General features: G+C 41.5%; 18 protein-coding genes. 8 read left to right on the plus strand and 10 right to left on the minus strand.

Going from position 1 to position 21,410, the window contains the following annotated elements; genetic code table 11:
• Window positions 1–23: 23 nt before the first annotated feature.
• Window positions 24–1,097, minus strand: a complete 1,074-nt coding sequence (locus tag HUK62_RS00835) for an alpha/beta hydrolase (protein ID WP_176536835.1) — start codon at window positions 1,095–1,097, stop codon at window positions 24–26.
• 198 nt (window positions 1,098–1,295) lie between these two features.
• Here HUK62_RS00835 and HUK62_RS00840 point away from each other — a divergent pair, with 198 nt between their 5' ends.
• Window positions 1,296–1,844 carry a hypothetical protein gene (locus HUK62_RS00840; protein WP_176536836.1) on the plus strand — a complete coding sequence of 183 codons (549 nt, stop codon included), beginning with the start codon at window positions 1,296–1,298 and terminating at the stop codon, window positions 1,842–1,844.
• Window positions 1,845–1,981: 137 nt separating this feature from the next.
• Here HUK62_RS00840 and HUK62_RS00845 read toward each other — a convergent pair whose 3' ends face one another.
• On the minus strand, window positions 1,982–2,209 hold the full coding sequence (locus HUK62_RS00845) for a hypothetical protein (RefSeq protein ID WP_039890835.1): 228 nt from the start codon (window positions 2,207–2,209) through the stop codon (window positions 1,982–1,984).
• Between the two features lie 923 nt (window positions 2,210–3,132).
• On the opposite strand from HUK62_RS00845, the gene grpE reads away from it, so the two are divergent.
• The 5 genes from grpE (at window position 3,133) to HUK62_RS00870 (ending at window position 8,163) form a co-directional block, all read left to right on the plus strand.
• Entirely contained in the window at window positions 3,133–3,681 is a 549-nt protein-coding gene (grpE, locus tag HUK62_RS00850) for a nucleotide exchange factor GrpE (RefSeq protein ID WP_039890837.1), read from the plus strand.
• Window positions 3,682–3,800: 119 nt separating this feature from the next.
• Window positions 3,801–5,741, plus strand: a complete 1,941-nt coding sequence (gene dnaK / locus HUK62_RS00855; protein WP_176536837.1) for a molecular chaperone DnaK — start codon at window positions 3,801–3,803, stop codon at window positions 5,739–5,741.
• Between the two features lie 114 nt (window positions 5,742–5,855).
• The gene (gene blaOXA / locus HUK62_RS00860) at window positions 5,856–6,680 is read left to right on the plus strand and encodes an OXA-211 family carbapenem-hydrolyzing class D beta-lactamase (protein WP_176536838.1); all 825 of its coding nucleotides are present in this window, start codon (window positions 5,856–5,858) and stop codon (window positions 6,678–6,680) included.
• A gap of 82 nt (window positions 6,681–6,762) precedes the next feature.
• A complete protein-coding gene (locus HUK62_RS00865) occupies window positions 6,763–7,674 on the plus strand; it encodes a matrixin family metalloprotease (RefSeq protein ID WP_176536839.1) in 912 nt (303 codons plus the stop codon).
• Between the two features lie 114 nt (window positions 7,675–7,788).
• Window positions 7,789–8,163: a hypothetical protein gene (locus tag HUK62_RS00870; protein WP_005401765.1), complete on the plus strand. Its 375-nt coding sequence runs from the start codon at window positions 7,789–7,791 to the stop codon at window positions 8,161–8,163.
• 60 nt (window positions 8,164–8,223) lie between these two features.
• Here the strand turns inward: HUK62_RS00870 and erpA are convergent, their stop codons facing one another.
• From erpA to HUK62_RS00890, 4 genes are all read right to left on the minus strand, one after another.
• Window positions 8,224–8,559: an iron-sulfur cluster insertion protein ErpA gene (gene erpA, locus HUK62_RS00875; protein WP_004697409.1), complete on the minus strand. Its 336-nt coding sequence runs from the start codon at window positions 8,557–8,559 to the stop codon at window positions 8,224–8,226.
• 118 nt (window positions 8,560–8,677) lie between these two features.
• Window positions 8,678–9,691, minus strand: a complete 1,014-nt coding sequence (locus HUK62_RS00880; RefSeq protein ID WP_130234843.1) for a putative solute-binding protein — start codon at window positions 9,689–9,691, stop codon at window positions 8,678–8,680.
• A 219-nt stretch (window positions 9,692–9,910) separates the two neighbouring features.
• Window positions 9,911–10,921 (minus strand): putative solute-binding protein, encoded by a 1,011-nt coding sequence (locus HUK62_RS00885; protein WP_058951454.1) that lies wholly within the window; start codon window positions 10,919–10,921, stop codon window positions 9,911–9,913.
• A 253-nt stretch (window positions 10,922–11,174) separates the two neighbouring features.
• Window positions 11,175–12,185, minus strand: a complete 1,011-nt coding sequence (locus HUK62_RS00890) for a putative solute-binding protein (RefSeq protein ID WP_176536840.1) — start codon at window positions 12,183–12,185, stop codon at window positions 11,175–11,177.
• Window positions 12,186–12,417: 232 nt separating this feature from the next.
• On the opposite strand from HUK62_RS00890, the gene HUK62_RS00895 reads away from it, so the two are divergent.
• Complete coding sequence (locus HUK62_RS00895) at window positions 12,418–14,358, plus strand: ATP-binding cassette domain-containing protein (protein WP_176536841.1); 1,941 nt, start codon at window positions 12,418–12,420, stop codon at window positions 14,356–14,358.
• A gap of 156 nt (window positions 14,359–14,514) precedes the next feature.
• On the opposite strand, the gene HUK62_RS00900 is transcribed toward HUK62_RS00895, so the two are convergent.
• The 3 genes from HUK62_RS00900 to HUK62_RS00910 form a co-directional block, all read right to left on the minus strand.
• On the minus strand, window positions 14,515–15,669 hold the full coding sequence (locus HUK62_RS00900) for an RNA-guided endonuclease TnpB family protein (protein WP_005402020.1): 1,155 nt from the start codon (window positions 15,667–15,669) through the stop codon (window positions 14,515–14,517).
• Entirely contained in the window at window positions 15,666–16,280 is a 615-nt protein-coding gene (locus tag HUK62_RS00905) for an IS607 family transposase (protein WP_005402019.1), read from the minus strand. Before HUK62_RS00905 ends, HUK62_RS00900 begins: the two co-directional genes overlap by 4 nt.
• Before the next feature lie 675 nt (window positions 16,281–16,955).
• Entirely contained in the window at window positions 16,956–17,324 is a 369-nt protein-coding gene (locus HUK62_RS00910) for a hypothetical protein (RefSeq protein ID WP_004977712.1), read from the minus strand.
• A 213-nt stretch (window positions 17,325–17,537) separates the two neighbouring features.
• Here HUK62_RS00910 and HUK62_RS00915 point away from each other — a divergent pair, with 213 nt between their 5' ends.
• Window positions 17,538–18,842, plus strand: coding sequence for an IS4 family transposase (locus HUK62_RS00915; RefSeq protein WP_168525014.1), 1,305 nt, complete (start codon window positions 17,538–17,540; stop codon window positions 18,840–18,842).
• Between the two features lie 51 nt (window positions 18,843–18,893).
• On the opposite strand, the gene gyrB is transcribed toward HUK62_RS00915, so the two are convergent.
• On the minus strand, window positions 18,894–21,365 hold the full coding sequence (gyrB, locus tag HUK62_RS00920) for a DNA topoisomerase (ATP-hydrolyzing) subunit B (RefSeq protein WP_004697421.1): 2,472 nt from the start codon (window positions 21,363–21,365) through the stop codon (window positions 18,894–18,896).
• Window positions 21,366–21,410 lie beyond the last annotated feature (45 nt).

The raw sequence follows: 21,410 nt of genomic DNA on the forward strand, positions 1-21,410 counted from the left end.
TTCTTTTGAAAATTCATGCTTTTTTATTTGGTATTCTTATCCCAAAATTTCCTAAAGTTCTTTGCCATTTCTATGGTGATTTTTTTTGCTCGACGAGAAATGATGGTGAAGTTCACAAACCCATGAGGTTGATCTAGATAATTCTGATAATAAACCTTATTGCCCTGCTGCTTTAATTTGATGGCATAAATTTCACCTTCATCATGCAATAAATCATGACCTGCGGTGATGACAAAAGCGGGTGCGACACTTTTTAATACGCCATAAGTCGGCGAAACAATAGGATCATCCAGAGCTACCTGATGTTGTTCAGCATACAACGAGGTCACTCTATCGACATCTTGCCCCGTTAAGGTCAGTCCATCTTTATAAGCAAAGAACGATGGATGGCGACTTTTGAAATCGACCACGGGGTAAATTAACAGTTGTGCACTTGGCGCATAAGCTTTTGCAGCAGTTCGCTGCGCCACCACGGCACTGATATTACCACCGGCACTATCGCCAGCCACCGCAATTCGGTTTTTCAAAATTTTGAACTGACGACGGTTTTGATAGACCCAAGCCAAAGCATCTTCACAAGATTGAATTAATAAATTCGGGCCAACTTCTGGCGCCAAAGGATAATCAATACTGAGCACCTGCACTTTGGCATGGATCGCCAGTAAGCGACAGACTTCATCATGACTGTCGAGACTGCCGACCACGAAGCCGCCGCCATGATAAAACACCAGCATCGGAAGTTTCTTATTCGGTGCAGGATGATAATGCCGCGCAAACACAGTTCCACTTTGTAAAGGTAGACGTAAATCCTCCACTTGTTTTACCGTGCTGGGTTTGGCGGTCAACATTTGAATTTGATGATCAAACAATTTACGCGAACGGTGGTAGTCTTCAAAAATAAAGCCCGATTTGCCTTGCTTATATTGAGCCGCCATTAAGCATTTAATAAAGGGGTCCAGTTGTTCAAACTGGTGAGGATAACCTAGTGCTTTCACCAGGCCTTCTTGTGCTACTGTCGGTAAGCGATCAATCATACGTGCCGCAGTGCCTTGGCCTTGTTCCATCCATTGTTGTAAAGTTTGATTCAACACGCCCATATCAATAATATCCTTTTATCGTTCTTCATATTCTCTACATGATCATCACTTATGTGACCATTCTCTTATATAAGTCTTCACATCAAGATACATAGCAATACGCCCTATACGCTAATCTTCTTTTAAGAGCTTGTCATTGACAATTTTTATGCCGATTTAGGAGTGTTTTGCTACTCCGTTTTATGAAGGAGACCTGCCATGACTAAAAAAATAATATTCCTCTCGCTCATCAGCACCTTGTTTGTTGGTTGTGTGGCTTTTCCCGAGGATGGCTATTATGACGGACGCTACGACCACCGCTATGATTATGATGATCGACGCTACGACCAACATGATCGCTATGAACGTGAACGAGACCGCCAACGTTGGGAATACCAACAACGACAAAACCGTATCGAACGCGAACGTCGCGAGGCAGACCGAAACCGCCAAAGACATGCTGAATGGGAACGCCAAAACCGCGAACAAGAACGGCAACGTATTGAAGCTGAGCGCAAACGGATCGCTAACCAACGTCATCACGACTGGCAACAGAAAAAGCGTGATCAAGAGCGATTAAACCAAGAACGTAAACGTTATGATGCTGAGCGTCAGCAACGACAAAATGCCGAACGCAAACGTCGTGAGCAAGAGCGTCAACGGACTGAAGATCGACGCAAACAATCCCATAAGGATCGTAAGCAACGTCCCGATGATCAACGCCGCGATAAAAACAAAGGTTGGGATAACTCACGTCAAGAACGATAAAATCGTCATCGTACATCAGACTGATGAAATAACACGGCTGAACAGCTTCTAATTATTTACCCTTAAAAAAAAGACCTTCACGGCATCCTGTGAAGGTCTTTAACAAAGCGAATGTAAGAGAAGTTCTCTTTTAAGCTTTATTGTTGTGTTGTCGCAGGTGTAGATTGGATGGGTTCAATCTGAGCCGCAGGATCTGCTTGAACCTCGACTCCAGCACTCCCCTCAACGGTTGCTGTTGCATCCGGTGCAGTGGTCACTTGAGCGGACTCAGGCGCTGTATTGGTTTCATTTGAGCTACAGCCCACAATGGCAAATGCTGAACCTAAAAGCGCTAGAGACAATAATGCAGTTTTCTTATTTAACATTCTTTCATTTCCTTTTACGTCATACAAAATAGCAAAGCCAAACTTTACCCTGCCTATCTTTGTCAAATCCGAAAACTTTTACACACGTGCTGAGTTGTAGTTTTTGCAGACTCGAGTACAACTTGTGCAATTTTTTATTAATTGCGCACAAATGCAGCCTTAATCCTACATCTCAACAGCAACGCAAGTTAATGTACTGATTCTTCATTGTTTCTCTCTTCGACTAGCAGCACAAATAGGAACTCAGTGCTTAGACCATCAACTCTTCAGCATTGCAGAACTCTTGTATGCTGATACACGATTAAATAATGTTATTTTTAAATTTGAAGCAAAAAAAAGCTTAATCCAAGGCGGATTAAGCTCGAAAAAGCATACAAAAATACAGAAACTACAGCCTTAAAAATCGAATTTTGAGCACAAAGCTCGAAGCATCCTGACAGCATTATACCTTTGCACTGAATAAAGTACTTTTGGGAGACGTACTATTCAAAAACCTAAATCTCTAAATTAGGAGGGTTTCCCCAAGCTATCAAAATAGGTCGCAGTCACCATACTTTGCTCTCTCCACAAAGTATGATCACCGCTGATGAACTCATTATGTGGACAATCGAAAAATTAGTAAAACAGATAAATTTGATTAAAATAATTCAATGTAACGATTAGCCTTTTTCAACATAAAAAAACTAAAGCCAGATTGGAAATGGACCTTCGGACAGAATAAGCACCAAGAAAGCCTGATTTCAGCAATTTTTTACCAAAAATACATGAATTAATCACTGAAGCCGCTTGAATTTTTGGCTGTTGCCCCGACCTTTTGTAGTAATCCTGAATTCAATAACGCATGGCAGTTCAGATTAACCCAGTTAACACTGATGCCTGAAGGACTGTACATGTTTAAGAACCCATTTAAACGGAGTAAATCAATGGCGACTGAGCAAAATCAAGAAGCTCAAGATCTAGGGCAAGAGCAAGCGGATTCACAAACAGCGCAAACTCAAGCTGAAACGGAGCAAGCTGAAGTTTCAGTTGAGGATTTACAAGCTCAAATTACCAATCTTGAAGAAAGCTTAAAGCTTGAAAAAGCACGCACTGCAAATGCTGTATACGAAGCACAAAAAAGTGTAGAGCGTATTCAACGTGAATCAGATAAGCATAAAGACACTGTTCTCGAAAAATTCGCAAAAGAGTTACTTGACTCAGTGGATAATTTAGAACGTGCCATTAGTGCATCGGGTGAAGAAAAAACACCAATGTTTGAAGGTGTGGAACTGACGTTGAAATCGTTACTGACTGCACTGGAAAAATTTGGTGTGGTTGCAGTTGATACAGCAAATGGTTTCAATGCGGACTTGCATCAAGCAGTCGGGATTGATCCAAATGCGAAAGCCAACGAGATCGGAACGGTATTACAAAAAGGTTATACCTTAAATGGTCGTTTGCTCCGTCCAGCAATGGTCATGGTTGGCGCATAAGCCCTATAAATTCGAGAGTTTTTGAAATTTTTTCGTGATTATCACTTGAAAAAAATTGAACGGCTCTCATATCGAATAACAAGCAAAAACATTGCAAAAATTTTTGAGGAATCATCCAAATGGCTAAAATCATTGGTATTGACTTAGGTACAACAAACTCTTGTGTCGCTGTACTTGAAGGCGACAAAGTTAAAGTGATCGACAACGCTGAAGGTGCACGTACAACACCATCGATTATTGCGTATAAAGATGGCGAAATCTTGGTGGGTCAGTCTGCAAAACGTCAAGCAGTGACTAACCCTAAAAACACATTATTCGCGATCAAACGTTTGATCGGTCGTAAGTATCAAGACCAAGCGGTTCAAAAGGACATCGGTCTTGTCCCTTACAAAATCATCAAAGCAGATAATGGTGATGCTTGGGTTGATGTAAACGACAAGAAACTTGCACCACAACAAATCTCTGCTGAAATCTTGAAAAAGATGAAGAAAACTGCAGAAGATTATTTAGGTGAAACGGTTACTGAAGCGGTGATTACTGTTCCTGCTTACTTTAACGATGCACAACGTCAAGCGACTAAAGATGCAGGTAAAATTGCAGGTCTTGATGTTAAACGTATCATCAACGAACCAACGGCTGCGGCACTTGCGTTCGGTATGGACAAAAAAGAAGGCGACCGTAAAATCGCAGTTTACGACTTAGGTGGTGGTACTTTTGACGTATCTATCATTGAAATCGCTGACTTAGATGGCGACCAACAAATTGAAGTATTGTCGACTAACGGTGATACCTTCCTTGGCGGTGAAGACTTCGATAACGCGTTAATCGAGTTCTTGGTTGAAGAGTTCAAGAAAGAACAAAACTTCAACTTGAAACAAGATCCACTTGCATTACAACGTTTGAAAGAAGCAGCTGAAAAAGCAAAAATCGAGCTTTCTTCATCAAATGCAACTGAAATTAACCTTCCGTACATCACGGCGGACGCAACTGGTCCTAAACACTTAGTGATCAACGTAACGCGTGCGAAACTTGAAGGTTTAGTGGCTGATTTGGTTGAACGTACAATCGAGCCTTGCCGTATTGCACTTAAAGATGCAGGTCTTTCAACTTCTGAGATTTCTGATGTGATCTTGGTGGGTGGTCAGTCTCGTATGCCACTTGTACAACAAAAAGTACAAGAGTTCTTCGGTCGTGAACCACGTAAAGACGTGAACCCTGACGAAGCGGTAGCAATGGGTGCTGCGATTCAAGGTGCGGTATTGTCTGGTGACAAAACTGACGTACTTCTTCTTGACGTTACTCCGTTGACACTTGGTATCGAAACCATGGGCGGCGTGTTAACAGCAATTATTGAGAAAAACACCACGATTCCTGCGAAGAAATCTCAAGTGTTCTCAACTGCTGCGGACAACCAACCTGCTGTAGACATTTCTGTGTTCCAAGGTGAACGTAAAATGGCACAGCAAAACAAATTGTTGGGTAACTTCCAATTGGGCGACATTCCACCTGCTCCACGTGGTGTGCCACAAATTGAAGTATCGTTCGACATTAACGCTGACGGTATCTTAAAAGTATCGGCTAAAGATAAGAGCACGGGTAAAGAGCAATCAATCCAGATTAAAGCAAACTCAGGTTTGTCTGATGCTGAAATCGAAGCAATGATCAAAGATGCTGAAGCGAATGCTGAAGAAGACCGTAAGTTCGAAGAACTTGCGAAAGCACGTAACGAAGCGGATGCATTGGTATCTTCTGCTCAAAAAGCAGTAAAAGATCTAGGCGAGCAAGTAACTGCTGACGAAAAAACTGCTGTTGAAACTGCAGTCGCTGAGCTTGAAACTTCGACCAAAGAAAATGATGTAGAAGACATCAAAGCGAAAACTGAAGCACTTCAAAACATCATCATGCCGATCACGCAACGCGCTTATGAAGCTGCGCAAGGTCAAGGCGGTGCTGAAGGTTTCGACCCGAATGCATTTGGCGGTGACGCTGGTCAACAACAAAAAGCGGACGATGGCGTTGTAGATGCTGAGTTCACTGAAGTAAAAGATGACAAAAAATAATTTGTCTCTTTAATAAAAAACCGCGCGAAAGCGCGGTTTTTTATTACCTAAATATTGTTGTTTCACATTCCACTTTTACATTAGGCTGATAAAAAGTTTAGATCTTAGCCCCCCATGAAAAATTTACAATTGGGCCTCATCGCCCTCATTACAACCTTCAGTTCCGCATGTACCACAATAACCCCCTCCGTAGAAACAGCTAAAAACCAACAGCAGCAAAGCGCGCAGCAGCAGATCCAACAAGCCTTCGATCAACTCCAAACCACGGGGGTGATTGTCATTAAGGATAAACATGGCTTACACAGCTACGGCAATGACTTGAGCCGTGCTCAGACACCCTATGTACCGGCCTCTACCTTTAAAATGCTGAATGCCTTAATCGGACTAGAACATGGTAAAGCAACCAGCACCGAGGTGTTTAAATGGGATGGTCAAAAGCGTAGTTTCCCTGCCTGGGAAAAAGACATGACTTTAGGGCAAGCCATGCAAGCATCTGCCGTTCCCGTTTATCAGGAGCTAGCACGGCGCATTGGTCTAGACCTGATGCAAAAAGAAGTACAGCGCATTGGATATGGCAATCAACAGATTGGCACCGTTGTCGATAATTTTTGGTTAGTCGGTCCACTGCAAATTACGCCTGTTCAAGAAGTCCTTTTTGTAGAGAAGCTGGCCAATACACAACTCGCTTTTAAACCAGATGTGCAACATGCAGTACAACACATGCTGCTGATTGAACAAAAACCGAATTATAAACTCTACGCCAAATCAGGCTGGGGTATGGACCTAGAACCGCAAGTGGGCTGGTGGACAGGCTGGGTCGAAACAGCAACAGGTGAAAAAGTGTATTTTGCTTTGAATATGCATATGAAAACAGGGATTTCAGCCAGCGTGCGTGAGCAACTGGTCAAACAAAGCCTGACAGGACTGGGGATAATTTAAGTCCACAGAGAAGACATATTTTTTATGTTGCAAAGGTATTTTTTACGCTAAAGTATCTAAAAATAAAGATATATGAAGAAATATGCGTCAAAGTCTCTTGTTTGCTTTACTGGGCTTTTTAGGGTTGATTCTGTATCAAAATATGCAACAGCCCCAGCTGCGCCTCAATCCACTGCTGGATCGGCTCACTCATCCATTCGATCAGCGTATTCGCTATCGTATTGCGGAAGTCGATCCGCGTTTTGGTCTTAGTGAACATGAGTTAAAGTACATTAGCCAGCAAGCCACGGATATTTGGAAACAGGGTTTAGGCCAAGACTACTTTGTCTATGACCCCAATGCTCGGCTCAGTATTCGACTCATTTATGACCAACGTCAAGATGAGTCGGTACAACGCCGTGATCAACTGTCTAAACTGACACAAAATGAACACGGGCTGAGTCAAAAAAATACTGAACTCAAAGCCATGCAACAAAATCTGGCACGCCACTCAGGGGCTTTAGATGCGCAAAAACAGAGTCTGCAGGAACTTAGTCAAAACTATAATGCCATGATCCGTCAGTATAACCAGCACGGCGGAGTTCCTGCTTCGCAGCAAGCGGCCGTACAACAGAGTTTGGCGCAGCTGCGTCAACAGCAACACTTTTTAGACCAACAAATTGCCAGCTTTAATCTGCAAGTGAATGCCTACAACCAAAAGGTAGATGAGCTGAATCGTTTAGATCAAGGCCATAATCGGGCCATCGACCAGTTCAACCAACGCTTCCAACCCCGTCTATTTGATAAAGGACTGTTCAATGGGCGTGAAATTCATATTTATGAGTTTAAGTCCAAAGAAGACTTACGTCTGACTTTAGCGCATGAATTTGGCCATGCCCTCGGAATGAAACATCATAATGATCCGAAAGCCCTGATGTACCCAATGCTAGAAGAGCAAGATATGCAGCATTTCCGTTTACAAAGTGCCGATATTGCATTGTTTAATGCCCGTTGAAATGATGAATTACTAAAAAAATCCCCTAATTTTAATATGTGTATGAAATACAATCACAGCACATCTTGACTCGGGTTCGTGTTATTGTAAATAATTGAATATCCACTAGAAGCTTTGGAGACGAATGTGAGTTACTACCATATCTTAATCGAAGTAAATGACCACATCAGTACGATTGAAGAAACTCGTGATATCGAAATCTTTGATATTGTTGAGATTCAACCTTATCTCCATTCTATTCTATTGCCCTATTTTAACGAGCAGCTGTTAGAACTTGAAGATGAAAATTTAGAGTTTAAGGATGTTTTACATCTGGAAGTGAAACAGACGCTTTTACCGATCAATGACTTGATCGAAGAAGAACAGAAACTGTTACCGAGTGACACCGATGTCACCATTACTGCCTATGAAGTTTTTAATAACCGTGACTTAAGCCAAGATGTCACCACGATTATTTTTGACTTACTCGATGCAATTAAACTCGATTGAAAGTGAATGATTGCACATAAAAAAGCCCTCATCATGAGGGCTTTTTTAATCAGATCAGGCTTAGATCGAGAAAGATGAACCACAACCACAGGTCGTTGTTGCATTTGGGTTTTGCACGATGAAACGTGAACCTTCTAAACCTTCAATATAATCCACCACTGAACCGACCAAATATTGATAACTCAATGAGTCAACCAACATTTTCACATCACCATTGATAAATTCTGCGTCGTCTTCATTTTGGTTTTCAGCAAAGTTAAAACCATAAGAAAAACCTGAACAACCACCGCCCGTGACATATACACGAAGCATTAAATCCTGATTCCCTTCACTGTCACGTAATTGACGTACTTTATTTGCGGCATTGTCGCTTAGTTCAAGTGCTTGGGCATTCATCTTAGATTCCTCAGTTCGGTTCAGCTGTCTTTCAAATCAAAAAGACCATATTTCGAGTATAGCATACTCAATATATGGTCCCTATTTGAATATTTAAAGTCAAATCAGACTAATTTTCTCAAGATTGTTTGTAATTTTCATCCTGTAGTCCACATTCAAAGTTTTTCGCCGCTTGTTTACAACGGAATTGCCATAACAGTTTCATCATTCGCTTATCGTAAATACCGCGGTTGGTGAGATCAATTCGTGCTTCCCGCATCATCTTTTGATAACCGGGTTGATCTGCAGCGGGCACCTGCATCCAATATTTTTGCGGAATTTCAGCTTTCATTTTACCCAAAATACCGAATGCACGTGGCAGCTGGCCTTTGACCCATTCCCGTGATTTTTGTCCATAACCTGCAGGAAATTTATCTGGACGAATGATGATATTACCTGTGACCTGTAAAATCGGATAATTTACAATCGCCCCTTTCGTCCCCAAGCCTTTATGTAATTCCAACGGTTTAAAAACCGCTGCAGGCGCACCAATAATATCGACTTGACCATTATTGAACTTTGCACCAAAGTTCGTGACATCGGCACTCACAGCTTGCGCACCAATTTGTTGAACCATAACCTTTTGCGCTTGGTCATAGTCTAAAACCGCAATTTTCTTGCCTGCGGCTTTCGCTACGGTATTGATGCTACGGTCATTCACCAATAAAAAGGCATCCCCCACAGGAATCACACCTGCGACCTCGTACTTACCATTGACCATATGTTTAGCAAAAGTTGGACTGGCCAAGCCTTGCATCACTTTAACCGCTAAATTGAGATCGGGAATCGCACCAATCGCGTCAAGTGAACCTGTAAACGCGTTAAATTGGCGCCCGCGCATGCCCGTAACACTAATGGCATCGCATTTTCCTGCTTTAAAATCCTCAGCAATCACGGCTTCGTTTTGTCCGACCCGCAGTTCAATATCCGCGCCCCAGTTTTTAGCCGCCAACTGATAATCTTTCATCAGGCTATACACATCACCATTTTTACCGACCAAGTCGAATACACAAACCACTTGTTTGGCTTGCGCCATCGCTGTTGCAGAAATGACTAATGTCCCGACGCTCAGGCTTTTCATCCACTGTTTCATGTATCTTCCTTTTGACTTATTGTTGTTTATTGTGATGAGCCATTCACTTCTGCTCTTTGTTATTTTTTAATGCCCCGAATGACAATGCACTCGGTTCAAAACCACTCATTTCCTGCGCGCTATACAAATTAGCTGCTTCAAATCCATTTAAATCGGTCGATTAAAAGCAAAAAAGAAAGCTCAATTTAAACTGAGCTTTCTTTGATTACACTCGGCAAATTACTCACCGCCCAGTGAGCATTCAAAGTTGGCTTTATCCACCGAGCAACGGGCTTTTTTCAAGACCGACATCATTGCTGGATCATAGATGCCTCGTTTGGTCATATCCATCCGACCATCACGTAACATTTTTTGATATTTGGTTTTGTCTTCTGCTGTAAGATTCATTTTGTATTTTGCAGGAATGCCTGCTTCTAAACGACCAATCATCGCGATGCTTTTCGGTAGGTTTTTCACAAACCAATCTCGCGATTTTTGTCCAAAGCCTGCGGGAAATTGATCTGGGCGAATCACAAAGTCAGCTGTCACTTGTAGTACAGGGAAGTTAAACATGGCGCCGTTCGTGCCTAAACCTTTATAAATTTCTAAAGGTTTATAAGCATAAGCCGGTGCCCCGACCATATCAACTTGACCATTATTAAACTTCGCCACAAAGTTAGACACATCGGAAATCACAGCTTGCGCACCGACGCGTTGTACCATGATTTTTTGGGCATCGTCATAGCCCAAGACTGCAAACTTTTTACCTGCCGCTTTTTCAATGGAATTAATACTTTTATCGCGCACAAAAATAAAAGCTGAACCTAAAGGTGCAATCCCTGCCACTTCATATTTTTTACCCCCAAGATTGGTCACCATTTTGGTCGCATTACGCTGATCCAATGCAAAAGTAATCGCACGTTGTGCAATAGCATTGCTTGGAGCACCGCCCAATGCATCAATAGAACCGACAAATTTATTGTACTGGCGTGCACGCATAGCGGTCATAAACACGCCATCACACTTGCCTGCTTTAAAGTCGTTGTCGGCAACGGCTTCATCTTGACGAGGGATCAAATTAATTTCAGCTCCCCAGCCTTTTGCCGCCAAAGCCCATTCTTGCGCCATTTGATACGACTCACCAGATTTGCCAAGCAAGTCAAATACACAGATGTCCACTTTAGCCGCTTGTGCTGTCGACGCTACACCCAAAGCAGAAAAAGCAGCGAGTGCGAGGGTTAATTTTTTCATTCTTGTGTCCTTGTTCGTTTTGTTGTTTGACAGGTGTCCATACACATGCAAAATATTAAGCAAGTTAAAATTAAAAAAATAGAGCATTTACTCAAAAATTACTGTCAATTGGGCAAATTTTTTCTTTTCTCTCATTTTTATTTTCACAGGATTATTAAAAGCATTTTAAATTCATCATATTAAAATAAAAACTCTGCATCATCCTTTTTACATGAATGATGCTTAATATTACAAAGAAATACAGATTTTCGCCTTATTCACCGCCCAATGAACATTCAAAATTGGTGCGTTCAACCGTACAACGGGCTTTTTTTAACACGCGCATCATGCCTGGGTCATAGACCCCTTGTTTGGTTAAATCAATGCGCCCTTCCCGTAGCAAACGCTGATATTTTTCTTTGTCTTCTTTGCTGAGCTGCATTTTGATTTTACTGGGAATCGCAGCTTCAAGTCGCTGGACCATAGCAAAGGATTGCGGAATTTTTTGCAAAAACCATTGCCGTGATTGCTCGCCAAATTGAGCAGGAAAACGCTCGGGTCTGACAATTAAATCTGCAGTGACATTGACCACGGGAAAGTTAAGCATAGCCCCTTTAGAGCCTAGACCTTTTTCAATTTCTAAGGGTTTATAGGCATATGCAGGTGCAGCAACCACATCGACTTCGCCTGTATTAAACTTTTTTATAAAGTTGGAAATATCCGACATCACAGGTACAGCGCCCACTCGCTCTACCATCACCCGTTGTGCCCGGTCATAATGCAGAATGGCAAATTTTTTACCTTGCGCTTTTTCGATGGTATTTAGACTTCGGTCCTTTACAAAAATATAGGCTGAACCAATCAAGCCAATGCCTGCCACTTCATAACTGTCCCCTTGCAGCGTAGTAGTCATGCGCTTGGTATTTCTGGGATCGAGTACATATTCCACCGCCTTTTGTGCAATTTTATTGCTTGGTACTCCGCCTAAGGCATCAATCGAACCTGCGAACTTGTTATAGGTGCGCGCGCGCATCGAGGTCATATACACCGCATCGCATTTATCATTTTGAAAAGCTTTATCGGCTAAGTCTTCGTCCTGAAATGAAATCAACTGTACCTGTGCACCCCATTTTTTACTGACCAAAGCCAATTCTTCTAAGAATTTATAAGATTCCCCTGCTTTACCCAATAGGTCGAAGACACACACCTGCTGCTTCGCCTGCACCATACTTGAGAAGCCGCACAGTGCTAGCGTCGATAAAATAAAAATTCCTTTTCTTTTCATTATTATCCCTTCATGTTTTTTGTTTTACTGGGGGAAATATATCTGTGTGCTATTCCTCAATATAGCTCAAAAAAGGTCAACTTTTAGCTTTCCGACCAAAGGTCAAATAGTTTCATCCTCCCCTTATAAAGAAACCCTTAGAGATTTCAGTTCAGATAAATTTTGAATGTTTAGTCTTTTGCTGACGCATCCATTAGAATAGGCGCACCTTTTTCTGATATTTGATAGTTCCATGATTCAGCTTGATCAAGTTTCATTGCGCCGTGGTGGACGAGTGTTATTTCAAAAAGCCTCCATGCAAATCCATCCGGGTTGGAAAGTTGGTCTTACCGGTGTCAACGGTGCTGGAAAATCAACCCTGTTTGCTGCGCTCTTAGGCTCGATCGGTCCTGATGATGGCACCCTAAGCCGCCCTGCCGTATGGACAGTGGCGCACATGGCGCAGGAAGTAAAAGCCTTAGATATGGCCGCGATTGATTTCGTCCTGACCGGTGATGAAGAATATTGGAACATTCAACAACAGCTCAACCATCCTGAACAGTTAACTGACACTGAACTGGCTGATTTACATGGCCGATTCGACGAAATTAACGGTTATTCCGCGCCCGCTAAAGCCGCTCAGCTTATGGCGGGTCTGGGTTTTATGGAACATCAAAACCAACTCTTGGTTTCGAGTTTCTCTGGTGGATGGCGAATGCGTTTAAACTTAGCGCGTACTTTGATGAGCCGTTCGGATCTATTATTACTGGATGAACCGACCAACCACTTGGATCTCGATGCTATTTTATGGTTAGAAGATTGGTTAAATGCCTATACGGGCACCCTGATTTTAATTTCGCATGATCGTGATTTCTTAGATGCGATTACCAACCGTATTTTACATATCGAAAATCAAGAACTCACCCTCTATAGCGGCAACTATTCCACCTTTGAAACCACTCGTGCTGAACGTTTAGCACAACAACAACAAGCCTATGAAAAGCAGCTCGAAACACGGGCGCATATTCAAAAATATATTGACCGTTTTAAAGCCCAAGCCACTAAAGCACGTCAGGCACAAAGCCGAATTAAACAATTGGAACGGATGCAGCTGCTTGCGCCTGCGCATGTCGATACCCCATTTACCTTTAGCTTCCGTGAACCCACTAAAATGAGTTCACCACTGCTGACTTTAGAACAGGCTGATATTGGTTATGGCGACAAACTGATTGCCACCAATATCAACATACAAATTACCCCAACGAGCCGAATTGGCTTATTGGGGATGAATGGTGCAGGTAAATCAACTTTAATCAAATCCTTGGTCGGCGATTTACCTTTATTGGCAGGACAACGCAAAGCCTCAGAACTGCTGAATATTGGCTATTTTGCACAGCATCAAATGGATTCACTGGATGAGTCGGCCAGCCCAATGCTGCAATTGGCACGGATTGCAGATAAAAAAATCAGTGAAGCGACCTTACGTGCCTTTTTAGGCAGTTTCGGCTTTAGTGGCGAGCGAATGGATACCCCTTGCGAGAGCTTCTCTGGCGGTGAGCGTGCGCGTTTGGCATTGGCTTTAATCGTATGGTTACGTCCCAATGTGTTGATTCTAGATGAACCGACCAACCATTTAGACTTAGATATGCGCCATGCCCTGACCATGGCTTTACAAGACTATGAAGGTGCTGTGGTCTTGGTTTCGCATGAACGCCAACTGATTGCCAGCGTATGTGATGACCTCATTTTAGTCCATGCTGGAAAATCGACCGAATTTGAAGGTGATCTACACGATTATGCCAACTGGTTACGCCAAGCGCGCCTAGAAATGATTAAACAAGGCGGAATCGTAGCACCGATCGTGTCTAAAGTCAGTACTCAAAAAACTATGGTTTCAAAGGTTGATAAAGAAGCGCAGCGTAAATTGGCCGCACAACGCCGTGAACAAACGCGCCCGATTCGTAAAAATATCGAAAAATGTGAAAGCCTACTGGAAAAACACCAGCCACGTTTACTCGAAATTGAAAGTTTACTCGGTGATGCTGGCCTATATGACGCTGCACGCAAAGATGAACTCATGAAACTGATGAATGAGCAAACCGAACTTAAAAACCAAGTCAGTGAAGCTGAAGAACAAATGCTAGAGCTGATGATGGAACTTGAAGAGCTCGAAAGCTCATTCGAAAACGAATAATCTTTCCTCATACACCGTTATTTAAAACCTACTTAAACCTACTTACGTGGGTTTAATGTTTAATTCCTACTTCATCATCAAGAACCAATTGCTATTGCGCTTGGGATTACCTCAATTCCATAGGCTGTCACGGTGTAACTCACCGCCATTGGTGGCTTATGTAGCCACCAATTCTTTATCTGCATGTTTTAGAATATTGATGGCAGCATTAATATCCCTGTGATGCAGGGTGTTACATGAACATCGCCACTCACGCATTGCAAGTGTCAGGTTTTGGTTTAATTCACCACAATTCGAACACATCTTGCTGCTTGGAAAGAATCGTCCAACAGAAAGTATTGATTTGCCATGCTGTTTAGCCTTGTAAATCAACTGTCGCTTGAACTCATAAAAGCCCATATCCGATATGGCTCTTGAGAGCTTACGGTTTTGTACCATACCTTTCACATTTAAATCCTCAATCGCAATCAGATCGAATCGCTTAACTAAATCAGATGTGACTTGATGAAGATTGTTTTTTCTCAAGCATGATATTTTGTAGTGCAAACGAGAGAGCTTGGTTTTCGCTTTTTCTCTGTTTTGACTACCTTTCTTTTTACGGCTAAAAGACTTAGCAAGTCGTCTTAACTTGGCAAGCTGTTTCTTTAGTGGCGCACTTGATGGAACAACCTCGCCATTAGATAAAGTGGCAAGACTGGAAACACCTAAATCAATACCAACAGATAAACCTGTTTTGGGGTGAAGTTTCTCAGGCTGATTTAATTCAACAGCAATCGAAGCAAACCACTTACCACCCTGTTTAAATATTTTCGCTGATAATATTTTTCCTTGATAACGCAAATCCTCAGTCATTTTTACCCAACCCAAGTTTGGGATACTAATTTTTCTATCTTTAATGCTGAATTGGTCATTTGATAATGAGAAGCGATCATCTACGCCTTTTTTTCTAGGCTTTGGATATTTGGATTGACCATTAAAAAAACGATCAAATGAACTACCCAATTGCTTAATCGCAAGTTGTGGCGCACATTTGGTCACTTTAAGCATGAAAGGGTATTTCTCACGCTTGAACGAGTTTAAGTGCTTTCTTATTTTAGCTTCGGATGGTTTATTTAGAAGTTTTTTATCCACCTGAACGCCATAATAGTCACACTGATCTCTATATTCCTTATCTGCTTTATATTGACGTTGCCATTCTTTTAAAGCCCAATTATACGACAAACGAGCAACACCACTCGCTTGAGCGAAATGACTTGCTTGCTTATTATTTGGCAGTAATTGGATTACATGCCCTCGTATGAATCGGCTCATAGTGCGTCTTTGACTGCCTGTATTAACTTTTGGTTTTTCTTACTACGACTACCATATAATCTTGCCGAAAACACTGTAATGATTTCCAAAACATCTTGAGCAAGTTCTTCCTCAAAAGACAAATTTTCACCCTTATTAAGAATGACGATCTCCACGCTTTTAGCTTCACATAAGGCAAAAACCAACTCAGCACCAAACCGCAATAAGCGATCTTTATGCGTTAAAACCAAACGTCCGATTTCATCATTCATGATTGCTTCTAGCAGCTTATTTAAGCCTTTTTTTCTATAGTTCATACCCGAACCAAGATCGGAGATTAATTCAAACGTCCAACCTTGATTTGCACAGTACATTTCAAGAACTTGTTGCTGTCGAATTAAATCTTCTTTTTGGTCATGACTCGATACCCTTGCGTATGCAATGGTTTTCCTTTGAAGTTGACTATCGGGCTTGTGTATTTGCTCAGGCGTGATCTTACTCAGATCATATCGTCTATGATTTTTAGGGGTTCGATCTGCAACCAAAGTGCCTTCTTCATCCCAACGCCTTAATGTTTGAATGGAAACACCTAATGTTTTAGCTGCAACGCTAATGCTTACATATTTACTCATGTTGTATATAATAGTATAGAAATAAGTAGATTTCAATTAGCAGTTACAAACCCTGCCCGCTCTGTTTATGCATGGCGGGCATTTTTATGTCTTAACCATTTTGATTGATTTACTTTGCTGCAACACCAATCGATCTCGAAAAACGTGCCTTTTCGGTCTATGCATATAACTCAATAGGAAATGCACCCAAATAGTCTGAGCATTTTAAGAAATCATAAGTGATTGAAATTAAAATTATTTCTTAATAAATAAATCAATAAATTGATTGTTTCTTATTGTTTAGATATTCTTAAAAAGCAAAAAATTAGATTGTTTAATTTAGCTTAATTAATTGAATATTCAACTATATACAGCCCTATTTCCATGCATTTCACAGCTTAAAGCCAAATACAACCTTCACAACAGACAGCGAATATCCATCATGTTCAGACATGCACCTTTCAACACAACAAGTTTTGAATTTAAAAAGAGGGAATAAATTTAAAAGATCCGATTTAAATTTAAAAAATAACGCATGGTTTTAAATTTAAAACCACACTTAAAGCAGCTGTGGATAAAATTATACGTATTTTAGCAACTGATATAAAGTGCTATTTTTATTTATCCACAGGCTAATGTTGTTTATTTATTCAGTTGTTTTAGGCAAATCCATCCTCTTTTTTGCGCTCTTTTTCCTTAATTTAATACAGCTCTTTGCGCCTTTAAAAAACGTAATTCTTGTATTTTCCATCCCTGATCGAAGACCCATGTTTCTTGGATTTGTTGGCGATTTTCAACCAAACCGATCAAGACCTGACAGCGTGTTTGGTCACGATCAAACTCAAATTCTTCAAATTCGACGTCGGGTTTTTGAGGTTTCCAAACGCCATTTTTCACAGCATGCGCGATCTTTTCATAGCGCGTATAGTTACTCTCTACACGATCAGCTTGTTCATAGACCACTTTAAAATGCTCATCTTCATATTGAGCTAAAACCTCATAATTACCTGTAAAAAAAGCATTCACCCAAATGTCGCGTACTTGTTCTAGTTGGTTATCCATCATAATGACCTCACATTTTGCACTGTGCAAAAGACTTGATACTCACATCATGACATCGCTATAAGTCAGTTTAATAACAGTGTGCACTGCTTATATTTTATTCAAAATCATAAAAAATGCTGTAAAAAAAAGCACCCCGTAGGGTTAATGCCAGTCAGTTAAGCAAAAAAAGTTAAAATACTGTAAAAAGAGCGTATGTAAATACGCTCTTTTTTTATGAATTTATCTCAGAATTTAGATTTAACATTAAAACAAACCCTACCTTCACTTTCACAATTCAGTGAATTGATTGATTTAAACTGGATTGAAGATTGCTTAAACCAAACAGGTAAAGCATCAATTCGAAAAAGAAAACTGCCTGCTGAACATGTTGTTTGGCTGGTGATCGGACTTGCTCTATTTCGAAATCAACCGATTTGGTATGTGGTTCAACAATTGCAACTTGTTTTCGGTACGGCAGAATACTGTGTACCGAGTGCATCCGTACAAGCAAGACAGCGCTTAGGCTTAGAGCCCATGAGTGCTTTATTTTCGACATTAAGTCAGGCATGGTTTAAAGACTCACAACAACAATATAGCAACTTTCACGGTCTATGCGTTTGTGCTGTAGATGGTGTTGTTTGGTCTATGCCTCATACAGAAGAAAACTTTAAGCACTTTGGTTCATCCAAAGGCAAAACAGCAGCTGCCCCTTACCCACAAGTCAGAGCGACTTGCCTGGTGAATACCAATACGCATGAAATGATTGATGCCCAAATTGGCAGTATGGATCAAGGTGAATTAACCTTAGCCAGTCAATTAAAAGCACCAGTTCGCAGTATTACCCTATTTGATCGTGCTTACTTCTCTGCTGATTTTTTAGTAAGTTGGCAATCTCAGGCAGAAGAGAGTCATTGGTTGATGCGAGCAAAGGACAACCTGCGTTATGAAGTGATTCATCATAATGCGGCCCATGACTTTCAGATCAAAATGCCTGTTTCAGCAAGAGCAAAAAAGATAAATCCGTCATTGGGTGACTATTGGGAAGCACGTTTAATTGAAGTTGAATATGCAGGAAAAATAAGACGTTACATTACATCATTAACAGATTCTAAAGTTTATCCATTCAAAGACCTTGCAATGCTTTATATCCAGCGTTGGGAAATAGAAATGTGTTATCGGGAAATTAAAAGTGATTTACAGGATGCAAGAATTTTAAGAAGCAAACAACCTGATTTGGTCTATCAAGAATTGTGGGGGGTATTTATTGCTTATAATATCTTAAGAAGACAGATGAGGTTTATCGCTGAACATGCAAAGGTGAGTCCTTTAAGGATCAGTTTCCATATTGCATCTATGAGTATTATCAATATCTTAAGGCACACACCTTTAGAATCAGCAGGAAATCTACCCAAACATTTAGCACAATTATTTGAACAATCTAAAATATTTGTATTACCTGAAAAAAGGCAAAGGCAATGTCCGCGAGTAGTGAAAATTAAAGCACAAAAATATCCAAGAAAATGCCAGTCAATTTCTTAACTGACTGGCATTACCCCGTAGGGTGCTTTTTTGGCTTATTTTGTAAAGCGCTTAGGCATCAATGTCCGCATTCAATGCATTTTCCTCAATGAATGCACGACGTGGTTCCACATCGTCACCCATCAAACAAGAGAACATACGATCGGCTTCAATCGCATCCTGAATAGTAACTTGCAACATGTTACGGTTTTCAGGATCCATGGTAGTTTCCCAAAGCTGGTCCGCATTCATCTCACCCAAGCCTTTATAGCGCTGAATCATCATGCCACGACGAGAATCAGATAAAATATGCTGCCATACCTGATGGAAGTTGGTGACTGCAATCTTGCGATCGCCTTTTTGTAGGTAAGCACCGTCTTCCAACAACGTAAACCAGCTCTTGGAGTTTTTCAACAAACGTGCATATTCACCAGAACCCAATAAACCTGCATCTAATAAATAGCTGTGCGGCAGATTGTGTACATAGATGGTGATACGAGGCAAGTAAGTCTCAATCTTTTGACCATCCGCCAGTTCTTTTTCAAACGTTTCTAAGCTTAACTCTGGACGCAAGCTCGGTTGAATCTCTGCCACAGCACTACGCACTTGCTCAGCCCACTGCTCTACATAAGCTCGGTCATGGTTTTGATCAAGCTTAAAGCCTTCAACCGAAATCAACGCATCTAAGACACTGGCAGGATAACGTACAGTTAAACGCTGTAAGCTCTTCTGAGACGTTTGATAGTCCGCAATCACATTCGCTAAAGCTTCACCACGGATTGCAGGTGCAGCATCGCTGATATGCAATTCAAGCTCATCAATCGCGTTTGAAATTAAATAGGTTTCAAGCGCATCATTATCTTTAAGATACTGCTCTTGCTTGCCTTTTTTCAGCTTATACAGCGGTGGCTGAGCAATATAGATATAACCACGCTCCACCAGCTCAGGCATTTGACGGAAAAAGAAGGTCAACAATAGGGTACGAATATGCGAACCATCCACGTCAGCATCGGTCATGATGATGATTTTGTGATAACGCAACTTGTCCGGATTGTACTCTTCACGACCAATACCACAACCCAATGCCGTAATCAGGGTGCCGACTTCTTGAGATGAAATCATCTTGTCAAAACGCGCACGTTCCACGTTTAGGATTTTACCTTTCAACGGTAAAATCGCTTGCATCTTACGGTTACGACCTTGTTTAGCTGAACCGCCCGCAGAGTCACCCTCGACCAGATACAATTCAGATAATGCTGGATCTTTTTCTTGGCAATCCGCGAGCTTACCTGGTAAGCCTGCAATGTCTAACGCACTTTTACGACGCGTCATTTCACGCGCTTTACGTGCTGCATCACGAGCACGTGCCGCATCAATGATTTTGCCTGCAATTGATTTTGCAGCTTGCGGGTTTTCAAGCAAATATTCAGAGAATGATTTATTCATTGCCTGCTCAACCGCAGGTTTCACTTCACTTGAAACCAACTTTTCTTTGGTCTGAGAAGAGAACTTCGGATCAGGCACTTTCACTGAAACAATCGCAGTTAAACCTTCACGTGCATCATCACCAGAAACCGCTACTTTCTCTTTTTTGAGTAAGTTTTCGTTTTCCATGTAGCTGTTTAGACCACGCGTTAATGCCGCACGGAAACCCGCTAAATGCGTTCCACCATCTTTTTGTGGAATGTTGTTGGTAAAGCAACGTACGTTTTCTTGATAGGTATCATTCCACTGCAACGCCACTTCAACACCAATGCCATTTTCAGCCTGTACGGTGAAATGGAAAATGTCGTTCAGATGGGTTTTGCCTTGGTTAATATATTTCACAAACTCAGACAGACCGCCTTCGTAGTCAAACACATGTTCTGCATGAATACGCTCGTCACGCAAAACTATGCGCACGCCCGCGTTTAAGAAAGACAATTCACGTAAACGACGCGCTAGAATATCGACATTGAAAATGGTTTGGCTAAAAGTTTCAGCACTTGGCCAAAAACGGACAGTTGTTCCTGTGGTATCCGTATCCCCCACAACAGTCAGTGGGTAAACCGGATCACCGTGTTTATATTCTTGTTGATGAATATGACCTGCACGATGAATCGTCAGTTCCAACTTACGTGACAAGGCATTCACAACCGATACGCCTACACCATGTAGACCACCTGAAACCTTGTAGCTATTGTCATCAAATTTACCGCCTGCGTGCAGAATGGTTAAAATCACTTCTGCGGCAGAAACCCCTTCTTCAGGGTGAATATCGGTCGGAATACCGCGCCCATTGTCCGATACACTTACAGATTCATCTTCGTGAATCGTCACCAAAATTTCATCACAGTGACCTGCAAGCGCCTCATCGATCGCATTATCCACCACCTCAAACACCATATGGTGTAAGCCTGAACCATCATCCGTATCGCCAATATACATACCCGGACGTTTACGTACTGCGTCCAATCCACGTAATACTTTGATACTAGAGGAATCATAAGCTTTTTCTGTGGTTTGTTCCGTTTGAGAAGCAGCTTGTTGATCTTCTGAACTCATGGTTTCTCCCTAGCGAAAAATAGGTCTATCCCGTGATGGGTAAAA

The organism is Acinetobacter sp. NEB 394 (assembly GCF_013374795.1).
In the GTDB taxonomy this organism is placed as follows: domain Bacteria; phylum Pseudomonadota; class Gammaproteobacteria; order Pseudomonadales; family Moraxellaceae; genus Acinetobacter; species Acinetobacter johnsonii.

Coding starts and splice junctions, on each gene's coding strand:
- HUK62_RS00895 (WP_176536841.1), top strand. CDS start 12,418: ATGATTCAGCTTGATCAAGTTTCATTGCGCCGTGGTGGACGAGTGTTA.
- HUK62_RS00835 (WP_176536835.1), bottom strand. CDS start 1,097: ATGGGCGTGTTGAATCAAACTTTACAACAATGGATGGAACAAGGCCAA.
- erpA (WP_004697409.1), bottom strand. CDS start 8,559: ATGAATGCCCAAGCACTTGAACTAAGCGACAATGCCGCAAATAAAGTA.
- dnaK (WP_176536837.1), top strand. CDS start 3,801: ATGGCTAAAATCATTGGTATTGACTTAGGTACAACAAACTCTTGTGTC.
- gyrB (WP_004697421.1), bottom strand. CDS start 21,365: ATGAGTTCAGAAGATCAACAAGCTGCTTCTCAAACGGAACAAACCACA.
- HUK62_RS00880 (WP_130234843.1), bottom strand. CDS start 9,691: ATGAAACAGTGGATGAAAAGCCTGAGCGTCGGGACATTAGTCATTTCT.
- grpE (WP_039890837.1), top strand. CDS start 3,133: ATGGCGACTGAGCAAAATCAAGAAGCTCAAGATCTAGGGCAAGAGCAA.
- HUK62_RS00910 (WP_004977712.1), bottom strand. CDS start 17,324: ATGATGGATAACCAACTAGAACAAGTACGCGACATTTGGGTGAATGCT.
- HUK62_RS00915 (WP_168525014.1), top strand. CDS start 17,538: ATGAATTTATCTCAGAATTTAGATTTAACATTAAAACAAACCCTACCT.
- HUK62_RS00840 (WP_176536836.1), top strand. CDS start 1,296: ATGACTAAAAAAATAATATTCCTCTCGCTCATCAGCACCTTGTTTGTT.
- HUK62_RS00865 (WP_176536839.1), top strand. CDS start 6,763: ATGCGTCAAAGTCTCTTGTTTGCTTTACTGGGCTTTTTAGGGTTGATT.
- blaOXA (WP_176536838.1), top strand. CDS start 5,856: ATGAAAAATTTACAATTGGGCCTCATCGCCCTCATTACAACCTTCAGT.
- HUK62_RS00905 (WP_005402019.1), bottom strand. CDS start 16,280: ATGAGTAAATATGTAAGCATTAGCGTTGCAGCTAAAACATTAGGTGTT.
- HUK62_RS00900 (WP_005402020.1), bottom strand. CDS start 15,669: ATGAGCCGATTCATACGAGGGCATGTAATCCAATTACTGCCAAATAAT.
- HUK62_RS00890 (WP_176536840.1), bottom strand. CDS start 12,185: ATGAAAAGAAAAGGAATTTTTATTTTATCGACGCTAGCACTGTGCGGC.
- HUK62_RS00845 (WP_039890835.1), bottom strand. CDS start 2,209: ATGTTAAATAAGAAAACTGCATTATTGTCTCTAGCGCTTTTAGGTTCA.
- HUK62_RS00885 (WP_058951454.1), bottom strand. CDS start 10,921: ATGAAAAAATTAACCCTCGCACTCGCTGCTTTTTCTGCTTTGGGTGTA.